Raw genomic sequence first — 15,539 nt, forward strand, 5'->3', positions numbered from 1 at the left:
CAGCGCCAGCACTTGCTGACGGTTCGATCCGTGCCAACCAATGGCATCTAGATGCCATGCATGCCCCGGACATGTGGAAGACCACGAAGGGCGACGGGATCACTGTTGCGGTGATCGACGGAGGCTTCAAGCTTGACCATCCAGACCTGGCAGGACAGTTTTTGCCGGGTAAGGATTTCAGCGGCAGCTCCGGCGGCGTCGGGCTCGACGTCGGGGGTCATGGGACTCAGATGGCCAGTCTCATTGCGGGGACTGGAAAAGGCCAAGGGGGGGGCGGGGCTTACGGGCTGGCGCCTGGGGTTAAGGTCCTGCCGCTGAAGATCGCCAACGGCTCCGAGGGGTCGTCGATCTCGTCGGATTTCCTCGGCCAGATCGGCCAGGCGGTTGACTACGCGGTGAGCCAAGGCGCCAAGGTCATCAATATTTCCCAGGGTATGGCCGCAGTGCAGACTTCCTCCACGGACGTCGCCAAGCTGAACCGGATCCTTGCGAATGCAAGGGCTAAGGGGGCGCTGGTGGTCTCCAGTGTGGGAAATTCTGCGCAGGACGGAAATCTTGCGGAGTATCCAGGTGCCTTGCCGAATGTTGTCGGCGTCGGAGCCATCAACCGAAGCGGCACCGTGACTGCGGAGTCCCAGACGGGGCCGCAGGTCGCACTCGTGGGGCCGGGTGAGGACATGGTAGAGGCCTGTACCTCTGAAACCGGGTACTGCAAGAGTCACGGAACGTCCGACGCAACTGCTCTGGTGTCCGCCTCGGCGGCATTGGTCTGGTCGGTCCACAAGGACTGGACCGCGAATCAGGTCCTGCGGGTCCTCATCAATACGGCGAGCAGGCCGAACGGGGGAGCGGTTCGCACGGACGATGCCGGCTGGGGTGCGGTGCGGCCGCGTATTGCTCTGACGGATCCGGGTGATCCGGGCCCGGCGAACGTGTCGCCGCTTCCGGCTGACGCGGCTACGCCGTCGGCGGCTCCGCTGCCGTCGGCTAGCGGGTCTGCTGCTGCCTCGGCGGTGCCGGTCCCGGTTGAGACTCCGACCGACGTGGCCGCCGGTGCGCCGTCGGTGCAGCCGAAGGCTGAGACGTCGTCGGGCTCGGGCGGTGCGTTGCCGATCGTGGCGGGTGTGGTGGCCGGGTTGGTGCTGGTGGCCGGTGTGGTGATCGCGGTGGTGCGGCGTCGGAAGTCGGCCGCGCAGCCCGAGGCGGCCCAGGTGCCGCCGGTGCCGTCGCAGCAGCCGATGGGGGCGGTGCCGCCGGTGCCGTCGTCGTACCAGCCGCCGGTTCCGCCGGAGGACAACCCGTACGCGAGGTAGTTCACGTTGTTGGGGGAACGCAGGATGTGGGTTCGTCGGCTTGTGGCCCTGGGGGCTGTGAGCCTGTGCCTGGTGGGGACCGCGGTGCCGCCGGCTATCGCGGATGGCTCGATTCGTGCTGATCAGTGGCACTTGGACGCGATGCACGCTCCGGAGATGTGGAAGGTCTCCAAAGGGGCGAACGTCACTGTCGCGGTGATCGACGACGGCTTCAAGCTTGATCATCCGGACCTGGCAGGGCAGTTCTTGCCGGGCAAGGACCTGAGTGGAAGCCCGGGTGGGGTCGGATCCTTTGCGGACAACCATGGCACGATGATGGCCGGTCTCATCGCGGGGACCGGGAAGTCGGACGGCGGAAAGGGGGCCTATGGACTCGCTCCTGGCGCCAAGATTCTTCCGGTGAAGATCGCCAATGGATCCGAGCGGGCAGTGGTTTCGGCCGACTTCCTGGAGCAGATCGGGCAGGCGGTGACGTACGCGGTCGAGCAGGGCGCCAAGGTCGTCAACATTTCGCAGGGAACGGCCGCCGTTACGACTTCTTCGGCTGATCTGGAGAAGTTGAACAAGATCCTGGCGTGGGCTCGGGCCAAGGGATCGCTGGTGGTCGCGAGCGTTGGAAACTCGGGTGACAAGGGGAACATCGTCGAATACCCGGGAGCCCTGCCCAACGTGGTCGGGGTAGGGGCTTCGGACCGGAACGGCACGGTCACCGCCGAGTCCGAGCGCGGTCCGCAGGTTGTCTTCGTCGCTCCCGGTATGGACATGATCGGGGCCTGTGCGGGCGGCACGGGGTACTGCAAGGGTCACGGTACGTCGGATGCGACCGCGATGGTGTCGGCCTCGGCGGCCTTGGTGTGGTCGGTGCATCCGGACTGGACGGCGAATCAGGTCCTGCGGGTTCTCATCAATACCGCGGGGAAGGCGAATGACGGGTCCGGTCGCAATGACCTCATCGGTTTCGGTGCGGTGCGGCCGCGTATCGCGTTGACGGATCCGGGGGATCCCGGCCCCGCTGACGTGTCGCCGCTTCCGGCTGACGCGGTTGTGCCGTCGGTGGCTCCGTCGCCTTCGGCGAGTGCGCCCGCTCCTGCGCCAGTGCTGCCGAGTCCGGCCGAGGTGGCCGTTGGTGTGCCGTCGGCGCGGCCGAAGGCTGAGGCGGCGTCGGGTTCGGGCAGTGGTGCGGTGCCGGTCGTCGCGGGGGTGGTGGCCGGGTTGGTGTTGGTGGCGGGGGTGGTGTTCGCGGTGGTGTGGCGGCGGAAGTCGGCTGTGCGGCCTCGGGTGGCTCAGGTGTCGCTGGTGCCGCCGCCGGACCTGCCGTCGTACCGGCCGCAGGTGCCGCCGGAGGACAACCCGTACGCGAGGTAGCCGGGTTGCCGCGTTGCCGCGCAGGCGGGTCGGCAGAGGTGTGAGGGCGTCAGGTGCATCCTGGCGCCCTCGCGCGTGTCGGGGGCGTGGGGCGGCGGGTGTGCGCCGGGGTCACTCGGGTGGAGGCTGGTGGGGGCGGGGTGGGGGTGGCGAGGGTGGTGGTATGGATGCGGAGGGTGCTTGGCGGGTCGGGCAGGTGCGGCGGGCGGCGGCTGCGGCGCTGATCGGGACGGCGATCGAGTTCTACGACTTCTTCATTTACGGGACGGCGGCCGCGTTGGTGTTCGGGCCGGTGTTCTTTCCCGGGTTGGGCACGGTGGGGGCGCTGTTGGCGGCGTTCTCGGTGTACGCGGTGGCGTTCCTGGCCCGGCCGGTGGGGGCGGTGGTGTTCGGGCACTTCGGGGACCGGGTGGGGCGGAAGGCGACGCTGGTGGTGTCGCTGTTGCTGATGGGGTTGGCGACGGCGGCGGTGGGGCTGTTGCCGGGGTTCGGGGCGTGGGGGTGGTGGGCGCCGGCGGTGCTGGTGGTGCTGCGGGTGTGCCAGGGCGTCGGGTTGGGCGGGGAGTGGGGCGGGGCGGCGCTGCTGATCGCGGAGAACGCGCCGGCCGGGCGGCGGGGGCGGTACGGGGGGTTCCTGCAACTGGGGCCGACGATCGGGTTCGTGCTGGCGAACGGGGTGTTCCTGGCGCTGCAACTCGGCCTGGACGAGGGGGCGTTCCGCGCGTGGGGTTGGCGGGTGCCGTTCCTGGCCTCGTTCGTCCTGGTCGCGGTGGGGCTGTTCGTGCGGCTGCGGGTCGAGGAGTCGCCGCTGTTCCGGACGGAGGGGCGCCGGGAGCGGCTGCCGGTGCTGGAGGTGCTGCGGGGGCACTGGCGTCCGGTGCTGGCGGGCGGCGGGGCGATCACGGTGGGGTACGCGCTGTTCTACCTGACCACGACGTACGCGCTGGCGTACGCGACGACCGGGCTCGGGGTGGCGAGCACGGTGGTGCTGTCGATGCTGCTGGTCGGGGCGGTGGGCATGGCCGCGACGGTGTGGTTGAGCGCCTCGCGCAGTGACCGCTGGGGGCGGCGGCGGACCTTGCGGTGGGCGACGGCTCTGGCCGCGGTCTGGTCGCCGGTGCTGTTCCCGCTGTTGGAGACGGTGAGCCGGCCGCTGATGTTCGTCGGGCTGGCGGGGGCGATGGTGGTGCTGGGCTGCATGTTCGGGCCGTTGGCGGCGTTCCTGCCGGAGCTGTTCCCGACCCGGGTGCGCTACACGGGCGCGGCGCTGACGTACAACCTGGGCGGTGTGGTCGGCGGTGCGACGACGCCGCTGGTGGCCACCCGGCTGACCGGGGCGTACGGGACGGCGCAGCCGGTGGGCTGGTACCTGGCGGTGCTGGGTGTGCTGGCCCTGGGGTGCCTGCGGATGCTGCCGGAGAACACCGGTGCGGAGCTCGGTTCGCTGGACGGTGTGGCGGGCGGGGTGACGGGCGGTGCCGAACTCGGTTCGGCGGACGGCCTGGCGGACGGCCCGGTGGACGGCGGAGGCCGCCGGGCGCCCCGGTTGGGGACGGATCCGGCGGCCTGACGAGGGGTGGGCTCAGCCGGCCAGGGCGGCGCGGCCGGCCAGCACGACGGCGGTGTGCCGGGCGACGCGGTCGCCGAGGTGCTCGGCGGTGGCGATGTCGGACTTGTGGACGGCCTCCGGGCCGGCGTCGGCCGGGGAGGACGCGGCGGCGCCGTTGGAGAAGCCGAGCCGGTTGAGGTCGTCCTCGGAGGCGGTGGTGGCGTTCCAGCCGGGCTTGAGGCCGAGGTTGACCCAGCTCATGCCGTGCTGGGCGGCGAGGGTCTGGAAGAAGAAGAGGGTGCCCGCCTTGTCGCCGCTCTTGGAGGCGGAGTTGGTGAAGCCGGCCGCGACCTTGTCCTTCCAGGAGTCGGAGAACCAGCGCTTGCTGGTGGCCTCGGCGAAGACGTGGAAGGCGCCGGAGGCGGTGCCCATGTAGGTGGGGGAGCCGAAGACGATCGCGTCGGCGGCGTCCAGCTGGGCCCACTGCTCCTCGGTGATGGTGTCGACGGCGATCGTGACGACCTCGGCACCCGCGGCGGCGGCGCCACGGGCGACGGCCTCGGCGATCACGGCGGTGTGGCCGTAGCCGGAGTGGTAGGCGAGGGCGACGGTCGGACGGACGGCGGTCATGCGGCGCTCCAGGGGACGGGTGCGGGCCGGCGCGGTGGCCGGCGGGCAGGCGTGGGGACGGGGTGGGGCGGGCGCACCGCGGTGGCGGCGGGCCCCGGCTCCGTTGGTCTCCAATATAGACCAGGTCTCCATTGGTTACCAAGGGTGGATTGGAGACCGAAGGGCTACCCTGGACGCATGACGACGGAGCAAGCGGCCCGGACCCGGACCGGACAACCCGCGGAGCAGGACGCGAAGGAAGTGCGGGACGCGAAGGAAGCGCGGGACGCGCAGGAAGCGCGGGACGCACGGGGGGAGCCGGATGAGTCGGACGAGCCGGAGTACGACGTGTTCGCCCAGCTCTGTCCCAGCCGCGCGGTCTTCGCCGAGCTGGCCGACAAGTGGTCGATGCTGATCCTGATGAGCCTCCTCGGCTGCGGTCCGCAGCGCTTCTCCGAACTCCAGCGCGGGGTCGGCGGGGTCAGCCGCAAGATGCTCACCCAGTCGCTGCGCAACCTGGAGCGCAGCGGGCTGGTGCTCCGTACGGTCTTCCCGGAGACGCCGCCGCGGGTGGTCTACGACCTGCTGCCGCTCGGTCGCGAACTGGCCGAGCTGCTCGCGCCGGTCGGCCGGTGGACGGAGCACCGCGCCAGGCGGATGGTGGCGGCCCGCGAGGAGTTCGACGCGGTGCACGGCGAGGACTGAGCCGGCGCGTGGCGACGGCCGGGAGGGCCGGTGCGGCGAGGTCCGGGCCGGCCGGCGGCGGAGGCCGGAGGCCGATTTCCCTTCCGGGCCCGGAGCCGTGTAATGTCTTCCTTGTTCGACCGGCCCGGTGAAAAGCCCGGCAAGCCCCTATAGCTCAGTCGGTAGAGCGTCTCCATGGTAAGGAGAAGGTCTGCGGTTCGATTCCGCATGGGGGCTCCACTGAAAGACCCTCGCCTCACGGCGGGGGTCTTTCGCGTTTCCCGACCGGTTCCGCGGCCCGACACGCCACGGCCTAGCGGGTCGGGTACGGAATGCGCTGTGATGGTGCGTCATCGGCCGCCCGCCCGAGGGGTGCGGGCGCGAGCCGAACCCCGACCGGGAGGGTGTCATGGGTGTTCGACTCGTCGTGGTGGACGACCACCGGCTGCTGGCCGAAGCGCTGGCCACCGCACTTCAGCTGCGCGGCCACCGGGTGCTGGCGGTCGGCTCCCCGGCCGGTGTCGCCGCCGATCTGGTGGTCGGGCGGCGGCCCGAGGTGTGTCTGCTGGGGGTGGCCGCGCCGGGGGAGTCGGGTGCCTTCGACGGGCTGCGCCGGATCCGTCGGGAGCGCCCTGAGGTGGCCGTGATCGTGCTCGGTCCGGTGGGCGAACTGCGCGGAGTGGCAGGGGCGTTCGCGGCCGGCGCGGCCGGGTACGTGCCCAGCGACGAGCGGATCGAGGTGGTCGAGCGGGCCATCGGGCGGGCGCGCGCGGGCGAGGCCGCGGTCGCGGTGGACATCCTGCGCGGCGCCTTCGACCAACTGCTGCGCCCGGCGGCCGAACCGGACGACGAGGCCGTCCGGCTGCTGCGGCTGCTGACCCGCCGTGAGGTGCAGGTGCTGGCCCGGATCGCGGACGGCGAGGACACCGCGGCGATCGCCGCCGGGATGCGGATCGCCGCCAGTACCGCCCGGACGCACGTCCAGCGGGTGCTGATGAAGCTCGGCGCGCGGACCCGGCTGGAGGCGGCCGCGGTGGCGGCGCGCACCGGTCTGCTGGAGCGGATGGCCGGCGGCTGAGGAGTTGGTGAGAAGGCTGGAAGCAGTCGTCCGGGTGGCGCGGAGCACCCCGGTGGGATTGGGAGAATGACCCCAGTCGTACGGATTCCGTCGACGGCTTCCGCCCGACCGGGCGGACCGTCGTTCGCTGGAGGTCGCAACATGAGTAAGTACCTGGTCACGGGTGGCGCCGGCTACGTCGGCAGTGTGGTCGCCGCCCACCTGCTGGAGGCGGGGCACCGGGTGACCGTCCTGGACGACCTCTCCACCGGTTTCCGCGAGGGCGTCCCGGCCGGTGCCGAGTTCGTCGAGGGCCGGATCCAGGAGGCCGACAAGGTGCTGGACGGCTCCTTCGACGGCGTGCTGCACTTCGCCGCCTCCTCGCAGGTCGGCGAGTCGGTCGCGGACCCGGAGAAGTACTGGCGCAACAACGTGGCCGGCTCGCTGGAGCTGATCAGCGCGATGCGCGCGGCGGGCGTGGGCAAGCTGGTGTTCTCCTCCACCGCCGCGACCTACGGCGAGCCGGAGGCCGTGCCGATCGCCGAGACCGCCCGCACCGCGCCGACCAACACCTACGGCGCCACCAAGCTCGCGGTGGACCACCTGATCACCAGTGAGGCCGTCGCGCACGGCCTGGCCGCCGTCTCGCTGCGCTACTTCAACGTGGCCGGTGCGTACGGGTCCTACGGTGAGCGGCACGACCCCGAGTCGCACCTGATCCCGCTGGTCTTCCAGGCCGCGCTGGGGCAGCGTCCGCACATCGCGGTGTACGGCGACGACTACCCGACCCCGGACGGCACCTGCGTCCGCGACTACATCCACGTCGCGGACCTGGCCGAGGCGCACCTGCTGGCACTGGACGCGGCGAAGCCGGGCGAGCACCTGATCTGCAACCTGGGCAACGGCAGCGGCTTCTCGGTGCGCGAGGTGATCGAGTCGGTCAAGCGCGTCACCGGCCGGGAGATCCCGGTGCAGGTCGCGGGCCGCCGGGCCGGCGACCCGGCGGTGCTGGTGGCCTCGGCCGCCCGCGCCCACGAGACGCTGGGCTGGACCCCGCGCCGCCCGAACCTGGACGAGATCGTCGCCGACGCCTGGACGTTCACCCTGGCGAAGAACGGTCGGTGAGAAAGGGCCGGTGAGCAACGGCCGGTGAGCAGTGGTGGAGTGGGGGTCGGACGGTCCAAGTCCGGCCACTCACGCACCTTCTGACGAAACTTCACCGAATCGCCACGAGCGCGTATCCCGCCCCGTACGCTGAGTGCGGTACCGGTGGGGGCCGGCGCCCATTCGGCCTCACCGGCCACCGGTGGGCGGGCGGAACGGCGGGTCCGGAACGCGGATGCCGGGCCGGTCCCCGCCCCCGGGCTCGGGCGGTGCGAGCAGGGGGAGGGACGATGGGGCGGATTCGCGTCCTGGTGGTCGACGACCACCGGATCTTCGCCGAGGCACTGGCCGCGGCGCTGGCCGCCGAGCCGGACGTGGAGGTGGGGGCGGCCGGCAGTGCCGCCGCCGCCGAGCGGGCCTTGGAGCGGGCGGCCGGCGAGGGCCGGTCCTACGACGTGGCGTTGATCGACGCCGACCTGGGCGTCGAGCCGGTCGGGACGGTCGGTGCGGCCGGGACGATCGGGACTGGCGGCCAGGCGGGCGTGCCGGGAGCGCAGGTGGGCGGCGGAGTGCCGGCCCGCCGTCGGCCCGGTGCGGAGTACGGCGATGAGGCCCGGCGCGGCCGCGGTGCCCCGCCCGTGCCGCAGCCGCGCCGGCCGGCCGTACCGGTGGGGGTGCCGGTTCCGCTGTCGGGCGGGCTGCCGACCGGGGTGCGGGCCGTGGTGGACCCGCTGCGGGGCGATCAGTTCAGACCCGCCGCCCCGCCACCGGACGGCATCACCCTGCTCGCCCGGCTCCGCCGCGCCCACCCCGGGCTGCGCGCCGTCGTCCTGGCCACCGCCGACGACCCGCACCGCGCCGCCCGCGCCCTGCACGCGGGCGCCACCGGCTGGGTGGCGAAGGAGAGTTCACTGGCCCGGCTGCTGGCGGTGGTCCGGGGCGTGCTGCGGGACGAGACGCACCTGCCGCCCGCGCTGCTCACCGGGGTGATCCGCGAGCTCACCACCGCCCGGCGGGACCGCACCGAGAGCGAGCGGCTGGTGGACACCCTGACGCCGCGGGAGAAGCAGATCCTGCGCTGTATGGTCGCGGGCCTCGGCCGGCAGGCCGTCGCGGAGCGGCTCTACCTGTCGCCGCACACCGTCCGGACGCACATGCAGAACGTGCTGGGAAAGCTCGGGGTGCACTCCACGCTGGCGGCCGTCGCGGTCGCCCGCCGGGCCGGGGTCAGCCCGGCCGAGCCTGCCGCGCCGCCGCCGTCCCCGGTGGTCGGCACCGTCGAACGGCCCTGACCCGCAAGCCCGGGCCCGGAGCCGTCAGCCCGGAGCCGTCAGCCCGGGATGTTGTCGAACGGGGCGACCAGCACGCGCAGCAGCGCGGCGAGTTCGGTCTGCTGGCCGGAGGTGAGCTGGGCGAGCAGTTCGCGTTCGTGCGCGAGCAGTCCGGCGAGCGCCTGGTCGGCGCGGTCGCGGCCGTCGTCGGTGAGCCTGACCAGCACGCCGCGACGGTCGTCCGGGTCGGGCAGGCGCTTGACCAGGCCCTTGCCGGTGAGGCGGTCGATCCGGTTGGTCATGGTGCCGGAGGTGACCAGGGTCTGGGTGAGCAGCTGGCCGGGGGAGAGCTGGTACGGGGAGCCGGCCCGCCGCAGGGCGGTCAGGACGTCGAACTCCCAGGGCTCCAGCCCGTGCTCGGCGAAGGCGGTGCGGCGGGCGCGGTCCAGGTGCCGGGCGAGCCGGCTGACCCGGCTGAGCACCTCCAGCGGCTCCACGTCGAGGTCGGGGCGCTCCCGGCGCCACGCTGCGACCAGCCTGTCGACCTCGTCCTCCATGACGATCAGTGTATCGGTGGATGTGTCGATGTGAAGTCTCTTGACATCGAGAAATGTGCCAGCAAGGCTAACGCTGGATATCTTGATATCGAGATACCTGTGAGGTGAACCATGCCCACCCCCGTCTGGGACCCGGAGCAGTACCTGCGCTTCGCCGACGAACGCAACCGTCCGCTGCGCGAACTGCTCGCCCGCGTCCCCGCCCTCCCACACCCCGGTGCCGAGGTGATCCTGGACATCGGCTGCGGCCCCGGCAACTCCACCGCCGCGCTGCGCGAGCGCTGGCCGACCGCCCGCCTCACCGGCGTCGACAACTCCGCCCCGATGCTGGCCACCGCCCGTACCGAGGGCGAGCCCACGGCCGAGTACCTGCTCGCCGACGCCCGCGAGTACGACCCGGCCCCGGCCCGGCCCGACCTGATCGTCTCCAACGCCACCCTCCAGTGGGTGGACGGGCACCTGGCGCTGCTGCCGCGCTGGGCGGCGGCCCTCGAACCTGGTGGGGTGCTCGCCTTCCAGGTGCCCGGCAACTTCGACGCCCCCAGCCACACCCTGCTCGCCGACCTGCGCCGCAGCGCCCGCTGGCGGGGCCCGCTCGGCGAGGAGGCCGTCCGGGCCGGCGTCCACCCGCCCGAGCGCTACCTCGACGCCCTGGTCGCCGCCGACTGCCTGCCGGACGTCTGGGAGACCACCTACCGCACCCTGCTGCCGGGGCCGGACCCGGTGCTGGAGTGGGTCAAGGGCACCGCGCTGCGCCCGGTCCTCACCCGGCTCGCCGACCCGGCCGACCGGGCCGCCTTCCTGGCCGAGTACGGGCGGCTGCTGCGCGAGGCCTACCCGGCCGGGCCGCACGGGACGGTCTTCCCGTTCCGGCGGATCTTCGCCGTGGGGATCAGGCGGCCGCGGGGGTGAGGCGGCCGCAGGGGTGAGACGGCCGTACGGGTGAGGCGGCCGCGGGGCCGGGTCGGCCGGTGCGGCCCGGCCGGTCAGCCCTTGCGCTCGCCGACCAGCCGCGGGTGCCGCTCCAGGCCCTCCAGCCCGTGCCAGGCGAGGTTCACCAGGTGCGCCGCCACCGTCGCCTTGTCCGGCTTGCGGACCTCCAGCCACCACTGCCCGGTCAGCGCGACCATCCCGACCAGCATCTGCGAGTACATCGGGGCCAGCCGGGCGTCGAAGCCGCGGGACTTGAACTCCAGGCCCAGGATGTCCTCGACCTGCGTGGCGATGTCGCTGATCAGCGAGGCGAAGGTGCCGGTCGACTGGGCCACCGGGGAGTCCCGGACCAGGATCCGGAAGCCGTCCGTCGAGGTGTCGATGTAGTCCATCAGCGCGAAGGCGGCCTGCTCCAGCAGCTCGCGCGAGTGCCCGCCGGTCAGCGCCCCGGTGACCATGTCCAGCAGCAGCTGCATCTCGCGGTCGACGACCACCGCGTACAGCCCCTCCTTGCCGCCGAAGTGCTCGTACACCACGGGCTTCGACACCCCGGCGCGCTCGGCGATCTCCTCCACCGAGGTGCCGTCGTAGCCGCGCTCGGCGAAGACCGTCCGGCCGATCTCCAGCAGCTGTTCGCGCCGCTGCTTGCCGGTCATCCGGACCCGGCCGCCCCGGCGGCGGGCCGTCGGGGCCGGGCCGCCGCCGGCGCCCCGGTCCGGACCTCCGTCGTCGGTGCCGGCCGCCGGTGCGGCGGCCCGCGGACGGGCCTGCGCCGTGGCGGGCGCCGCGTCCGTCCGCGTGCCGTGGTGACCGCCCCTGCTGTCTGCGCTGCTCCCGTTCACCCCTACATCATGCTGGAAGCGCCGCCTCATGCGGCGCGGCGGGCGGCGATCCGCTGCGCGTCCGGCCAGCGGACGTCCCGGACCCAGCCGGCCAGCTCGAACCAGCGGATCAGCCGGGCCGAGGAGTCGATCTGCCCGCGGAGCACCCCGTGCCGGGCCGAGGTCGGGTCGGCGTGGTGCAGGTTGTGCCAGGACTCCCCGCAGGAGAGCACGGCCAGCCACCAGACGTTGCCGGAGCGGTCCCGGGAGCGGAACGGGCGCCGGCCGACGGCGTGGCAGATCGAGTTGATCGACCAGGTGACGTGGTGCAGCAGCGCCACCCGGACCAGCGAACCCCAGAAGAAGGCGGACAGCGCGCCCTCCCAGGACAGGCTCACCAGGCCGCCGATCAGCGCGGGCAGCAGCAGCGAGATGGTGGTCCAGAGCCAGAACAGCCGGGAGATCCGCCGCAGGGCCGGGTCGCGCACCAGGTCCGGGGCGTACGTGAGCTGCGGGGTCTGCTCCTCGTCGAACATCCAGCCCATGTGGGCCCACCAGAGGCCCTTCATCAGCGCCGGGACGCTCTCCCCGTAGCGCCACGGCGAGTGCGGGTCGCCGTCCTTGTCGCTGAACCGGTGGTGCTTGCGGTGGTCGGCCACCCAGCGCACCAGCGGGCCCTCGACGGCGAGGCTCCCGGCGATCGCCAGCGCCAGGCGCATCGGGCGGCCGGCCTTGAAGGCGCCGTGGGTGAAGTAGCGGTGGTAGCCGATGGTGATGCCGTGGCAGGTGAGGTAGTACATGCCGACGGTGATCGCGAGGTCCGTCCAGCCCAGCCCCCGGCCCCAGGCCACCGGGACGGCGGCGACCAGGGCGGCGAACGGCACGAGGATGAACAGGGAGAGCGCGATCCGCTCGGCCGGGCCCTGCTTCTCGCCGCCGCGGGTGGCGGACAGCCGGGTGGCGGCGGTGTCGGAGTCGCCGGTCCCGGCGGTCTGGTCGGCGGTCTCCACGGCGTCGTCGGTCTCCACGGGTGCGGCGGGGTCGGTGGGTTCGGCGGGTTCGGGGTCGGGAGACGGAGTGCGGGACGCGGCGTTCCCCGCGCGCGCCTCGCCTGCCTGGATGGTCATGGGCGTCCCTTGTGCGGCGTCCCGGAACGGGAGCGAAGCGGAGCTACGTTGGCGTAACCTACGGCATCGTAGGTTGCGCTCCGTGTCCAGGGGAACACACCGCCGCGCGGCGCTTGAGTGAATTCACCCGACTGGATGGATGAACCGGGGGGCCGGCGGGTTCGGCCGCCGGGGCTGGAATCCGGGCCGTGGATCGGTCAAGTCGATACCCACGGCAGGGCCCTCTCGGGTAGGGTCTGACACGACTGTCCGCCGTGGTGTAATGGCAGCACAGGGCCCTTTGGAGGCCTTTGTCTGGGTTCGAATCCTAGCGGCGGAGCCTCTGCACGCCTCGGGTTCGGGCGTTATCCGTAGCGCCGGTATTGTCGGTGCTGCTCGGCGGACTGTGCGAATGGCGACCGGCCTGGGTCCGGGCCGGGCCTGCTCTGCCCTCTCTGTGAACCTACCGAGGAGCCTCCCCGCATGGGTGCCAATTCGCTTGCCGCCGTTGTCGTGCTCGCCGCCGGTGGCGGGACCCGGATGAAGTCGAACAAGCTGCCCAAGGTGCTGCACGAGGTGTGCGGCCGCTCGTTGGTGGGTCACGCGGTCTCGGCGGCCCGGGAACTGACGCCCGGCCAGCTGGTCGTCGTGGTCGGCCACCAGCGCGAGCTGGTCGTGGCGCACCTGACGGAGCACTACCCGGCCACCCGCACCGCGGTGCAGGCGGAGCAGAACGGCACCGGGCACGCGGTGCGCACCGCGCTGGAGTCGCTGGCCGCCGACGGCGCCGTGCTGGACGGCACCGTGATCGTCACCGCCGGCGACTCGCCGCTGCTGACCGGGGAGACCCTGCGCCGGCTGGCCGACGCGCACACCGCCCAGCAGAACGGCGTCACCGTGCTGACCGCCGTCGTCCCGGAGCCCTTCGGCTACGGCCGCATCCTGCGGGACGAGGACGGCACCGTCGCCGCGATCGTCGAGGAGCGCGACGCCAGTGCCACCCAGCGCGCGATCACCGAGATCAACTCCGGCGTCTTCGCCTTCGACGCCAAGCTGCTCACCGCGGCGCTGGGCGAGCTCACCACGGACAACTCGCAGGGCGAGGAGTATCTGACCGACACCCTGGAGATCCTGCGCACGGCGGGCCACCGGGTCGGCGCCGTGGTGGCCGAGGACCACCGGGACATCCTGGGCATCAACGACCGGGTCCAGCTGGCGCAGGCCCGCCGGCTGCTGAACGACCGCCTGCTGGAGCGGGCGATGCGCGAGGGCGTCACCGTGGTGGACCCGGCGACCACCTGGTTCGACGTGCAGGTCACGTACGAGCCGGACGCCGTGGTGCTGCCGAACACCCAGCTCCAGGGCGCCACGCACCTGGGCGAGGGCTGCGAGGTCGGCCCGAACTCGACCCTCAAGGACACCCTGGTCGGTGTCGGCGCCCGGGTGAGCAACACCACGGCCGACCGCGCCGAGATCGGCGAGCTGGCCACCGCCGGCCCGTACGCCTACCTGCGGCCGGGCGCCCGGCTGGGCCGCAAGGCGAAGGTCGGCACCTACGTCGAGGTGAAGAACTCCGAGCTGGGCGAGGGCGCCAAGGTGCCGCACCTGTCCTACATCGGCGACGCCACGATCGGCGAGGGCACCAACATCGGCGCGGCCTCCGTCACCGTGAACTACGACGGCGTGAACAAGCACCGCACGGTCATCGGCGCGCACTGCCGCACCGGCTCGGACAACATGTTCATCGCCCCGGTCACCGTCGGTGACGGCGCCTACACCGGCGCCGGCTCGGTGATCACCAACGACGTCCCGGCCGGGGCGCTCGGTGTGAACCGGGCCACGCAGCGCAACATCGAGGGCTGGGTCGAGCGCAAGCGCCCCGGGACGGTGTCCGCGCAGGCCGCGAAGGCGGCGGCGGACGGGGCCGAGCAGGCCTGAGCGGGCGGGCCGGGGCCGGGGGACGGTCCCGAGGCGGACGGTTTCTGCGCGGGCGCGTAACCTTGGGGACATACGTGCGCCACAGGGCTTACCGCCCGTGTCCAGGCGTACCGACAATTCCCCAACCCGTACCGCGAGCGGGCCCTGCCTGCCCGCCACCGGGTCGAGGGTTCAGCGTTCGCAACGCGAGGAGACGGTGCAGTGAGCGGGATCACGACGTCGGGTGAGAAGAAGCTGAAGCTCTTCTCCGGCCGTGCCCACCCGGAGCTGGCGAAGGAGGTGGCCGAGGCGCTCGGGACCGAGCTGGTCCCCACCAAGGCCCTGGACTTCGCCAACGGCGAGATCTACGTCCGCTTCCTGGACTCCGCGCGCGGCGCGGACTGCTTCGTGATGCAGAGCCACACGGCTCCCATCAACCAGTGGATCATGGAACAGCTGATCATGATCGATGCTCTGAAGCGGGCCTCCGCCAAGAGCATCACCGCGATCCTGCCGTTCTACGGGTACGCCCGCCAGGACAAGAAGCACCTCGGCCGCGAGCCCATCTCGGCCCGCCTGGTCGCCGACCTGCTGCGCCAGGCCGGCGCCGACCGCCTGATGGCCGTGGACCTGCACACCGCGCAGATCCAGGGCTTCTTCGACGGCCCGGTGGACCACCTGTTCGCGCTGCCGCTGCTGGCCGACTACATCGGCGGGAAGGTCGACCGCGACAAGCTGACGGTCGTCTCCCCGGACGCCGGCCGCGTGAAGGTCGCCGACCAGTGGTGCGACCGGCTGGACGCCCCGCTGGCGATCATCCACAAGCGCCGCGACATCACCCAGGCCAACACCATCCTGTCGGCCGACGTCGTCGGTGACGTCAAGGGCCGGGTCTGCGTGCTGGTCGACGACATGATCGACACCGCCGGCACCATCTGCGCCGCGGCCGACGCGCTGTTCGACAACGGCGCCGCGGACGTCGTGGTGGCCGCCACCCACGGTGTGCTCTCCGGCCCGGCCGCGGACCGGCTGAAGAACTCGCGGGTGAGCGAGTTCGTGTTCACCAACACGCTGCCCACCCCGGCCTCGATCCAGCTGGACAAGATCACCACGCTGTCCATCGCCCCGTCGATCGCCGCCGCGATCCGCGAGGTCTTCGAGGAGGGCTCCGTGACCAGCCTCTTCGAGGGCGTGCACTGACGAAGGCCCGTGCAGGCGGCCCCGGTCCGGGGGGGCCCGGGCCGCCCCCGCTT

The 15,539-nt window shown here is 72.4% G+C and carries 14 protein-coding genes and 2 tRNA genes; 12 read left to right on the forward strand and 4 right to left on the reverse strand.

Features of this window, described 5'->3' with window-relative positions:
- The first annotated feature begins 71 nt into the window (after positions 1-71).
- The 3 genes from ACFCY1_RS24085 (at position 72) to ACFCY1_RS24095 (ending at position 4,248) form a co-directional block, all read left to right on the forward strand.
- Positions 72-1,313, forward strand: a complete 1,242-nt coding sequence (locus tag ACFCY1_RS24085) for a S8 family serine peptidase (RefSeq protein WP_375876024.1) — start codon at positions 72-74, stop codon at positions 1,311-1,313.
- Between the two features lie 24 nt (positions 1,314-1,337).
- Positions 1,338-2,678 (forward strand): type VII secretion-associated serine protease mycosin, encoded by a 1,341-nt coding sequence (mycP, locus tag ACFCY1_RS24090; protein WP_375876025.1) that lies wholly within the window; start codon positions 1,338-1,340, stop codon positions 2,676-2,678.
- Between the two features lie 163 nt (positions 2,679-2,841).
- Positions 2,842-4,248 (forward strand): MFS transporter, encoded by a 1,407-nt coding sequence (locus ACFCY1_RS24095; protein ID WP_375876026.1) that lies wholly within the window; start codon positions 2,842-2,844, stop codon positions 4,246-4,248.
- A gap of 12 nt (positions 4,249-4,260) precedes the next feature.
- Here the strand turns inward: ACFCY1_RS24095 and ACFCY1_RS24100 are convergent, their stop codons facing one another.
- Positions 4,261-4,857, reverse strand: coding sequence for a flavodoxin family protein (locus ACFCY1_RS24100; protein WP_049653702.1), 597 nt, complete (start codon positions 4,855-4,857; stop codon positions 4,261-4,263).
- Positions 4,858-5,034: 177 nt separating this feature from the next.
- Between ACFCY1_RS24100 and ACFCY1_RS24105 the strand changes: the two genes are divergently transcribed.
- From ACFCY1_RS24105 to ACFCY1_RS24125, 5 genes are all read left to right on the forward strand, one after another.
- Positions 5,035-5,541: a winged helix-turn-helix transcriptional regulator gene (locus ACFCY1_RS24105; RefSeq protein WP_375876027.1), complete on the forward strand. Its 507-nt coding sequence runs from the start codon at positions 5,035-5,037 to the stop codon at positions 5,539-5,541.
- A 143-nt stretch (positions 5,542-5,684) separates the two neighbouring features.
- A tRNA-Thr gene (locus ACFCY1_RS24110) sits at positions 5,685-5,760 on the forward strand.
- Positions 5,761-5,929: 169 nt separating this feature from the next.
- On the forward strand, positions 5,930-6,598 hold the full coding sequence (locus tag ACFCY1_RS24115; protein WP_049653699.1) for a response regulator transcription factor: 669 nt from the start codon (positions 5,930-5,932) through the stop codon (positions 6,596-6,598).
- 141 nt (positions 6,599-6,739) lie between these two features.
- Entirely contained in the window at positions 6,740-7,702 is a 963-nt protein-coding gene (gene galE / locus ACFCY1_RS24120) for a UDP-glucose 4-epimerase GalE (RefSeq protein WP_375876028.1), read from the forward strand.
- 269 nt (positions 7,703-7,971) lie between these two features.
- Complete coding sequence (locus ACFCY1_RS24125) at positions 7,972-8,973, forward strand: LuxR C-terminal-related transcriptional regulator (RefSeq protein ID WP_375876029.1); 1,002 nt, start codon at positions 7,972-7,974, stop codon at positions 8,971-8,973.
- Between the two features lie 38 nt (positions 8,974-9,011).
- On the opposite strand, the gene ACFCY1_RS24130 is transcribed toward ACFCY1_RS24125, so the two are convergent.
- A complete protein-coding gene (locus ACFCY1_RS24130) occupies positions 9,012-9,509 on the reverse strand; it encodes a MarR family winged helix-turn-helix transcriptional regulator (protein WP_049660288.1) in 498 nt (165 codons plus the stop codon).
- A 111-nt stretch (positions 9,510-9,620) separates the two neighbouring features.
- Here ACFCY1_RS24130 and ACFCY1_RS24135 point away from each other — a divergent pair, with 111 nt between their 5' ends.
- Positions 9,621-10,421, forward strand: coding sequence for a methyltransferase domain-containing protein (locus ACFCY1_RS24135; protein WP_375876030.1), 801 nt, complete (start codon positions 9,621-9,623; stop codon positions 10,419-10,421).
- A 74-nt stretch (positions 10,422-10,495) separates the two neighbouring features.
- On the opposite strand, the gene ACFCY1_RS24140 is transcribed toward ACFCY1_RS24135, so the two are convergent.
- Both ACFCY1_RS24140 and ACFCY1_RS24145 read right to left on the reverse strand, forming a co-directional pair.
- Entirely contained in the window at positions 10,496-11,098 is a 603-nt protein-coding gene (locus tag ACFCY1_RS24140) for a TetR/AcrR family transcriptional regulator (protein ID WP_063780418.1), read from the reverse strand.
- A 212-nt stretch (positions 11,099-11,310) separates the two neighbouring features.
- A complete protein-coding gene (locus ACFCY1_RS24145) occupies positions 11,311-12,390 on the reverse strand; it encodes a fatty acid desaturase (RefSeq protein WP_079271852.1) in 1,080 nt (359 codons plus the stop codon).
- A 248-nt stretch (positions 12,391-12,638) separates the two neighbouring features.
- Between ACFCY1_RS24145 and ACFCY1_RS24150 the strand changes: the two genes are divergently transcribed.
- The 3 genes from ACFCY1_RS24150 (at position 12,639) to ACFCY1_RS24160 (ending at position 15,486) form a co-directional block, all read left to right on the forward strand.
- Positions 12,639-12,709 (forward strand) — tRNA-Gln (locus ACFCY1_RS24150).
- A 143-nt stretch (positions 12,710-12,852) separates the two neighbouring features.
- On the forward strand, positions 12,853-14,307 hold the full coding sequence (gene glmU / locus ACFCY1_RS24155) for a bifunctional UDP-N-acetylglucosamine diphosphorylase/glucosamine-1-phosphate N-acetyltransferase GlmU (protein ID WP_375876031.1): 1,455 nt from the start codon (positions 12,853-12,855) through the stop codon (positions 14,305-14,307).
- A gap of 201 nt (positions 14,308-14,508) precedes the next feature.
- Positions 14,509-15,486, forward strand: a complete 978-nt coding sequence (locus ACFCY1_RS24160) for a ribose-phosphate diphosphokinase (RefSeq protein WP_049653615.1) — start codon at positions 14,509-14,511, stop codon at positions 15,484-15,486.
- The last annotated feature ends 53 nt before the right edge of the window (positions 15,487-15,539 follow it).

The organism is Kitasatospora sp. NPDC056273 (assembly GCF_042268845.1).
Classification (GTDB): Bacteria; Actinomycetota; Actinomycetes; order Streptomycetales; family Streptomycetaceae; genus Kitasatospora.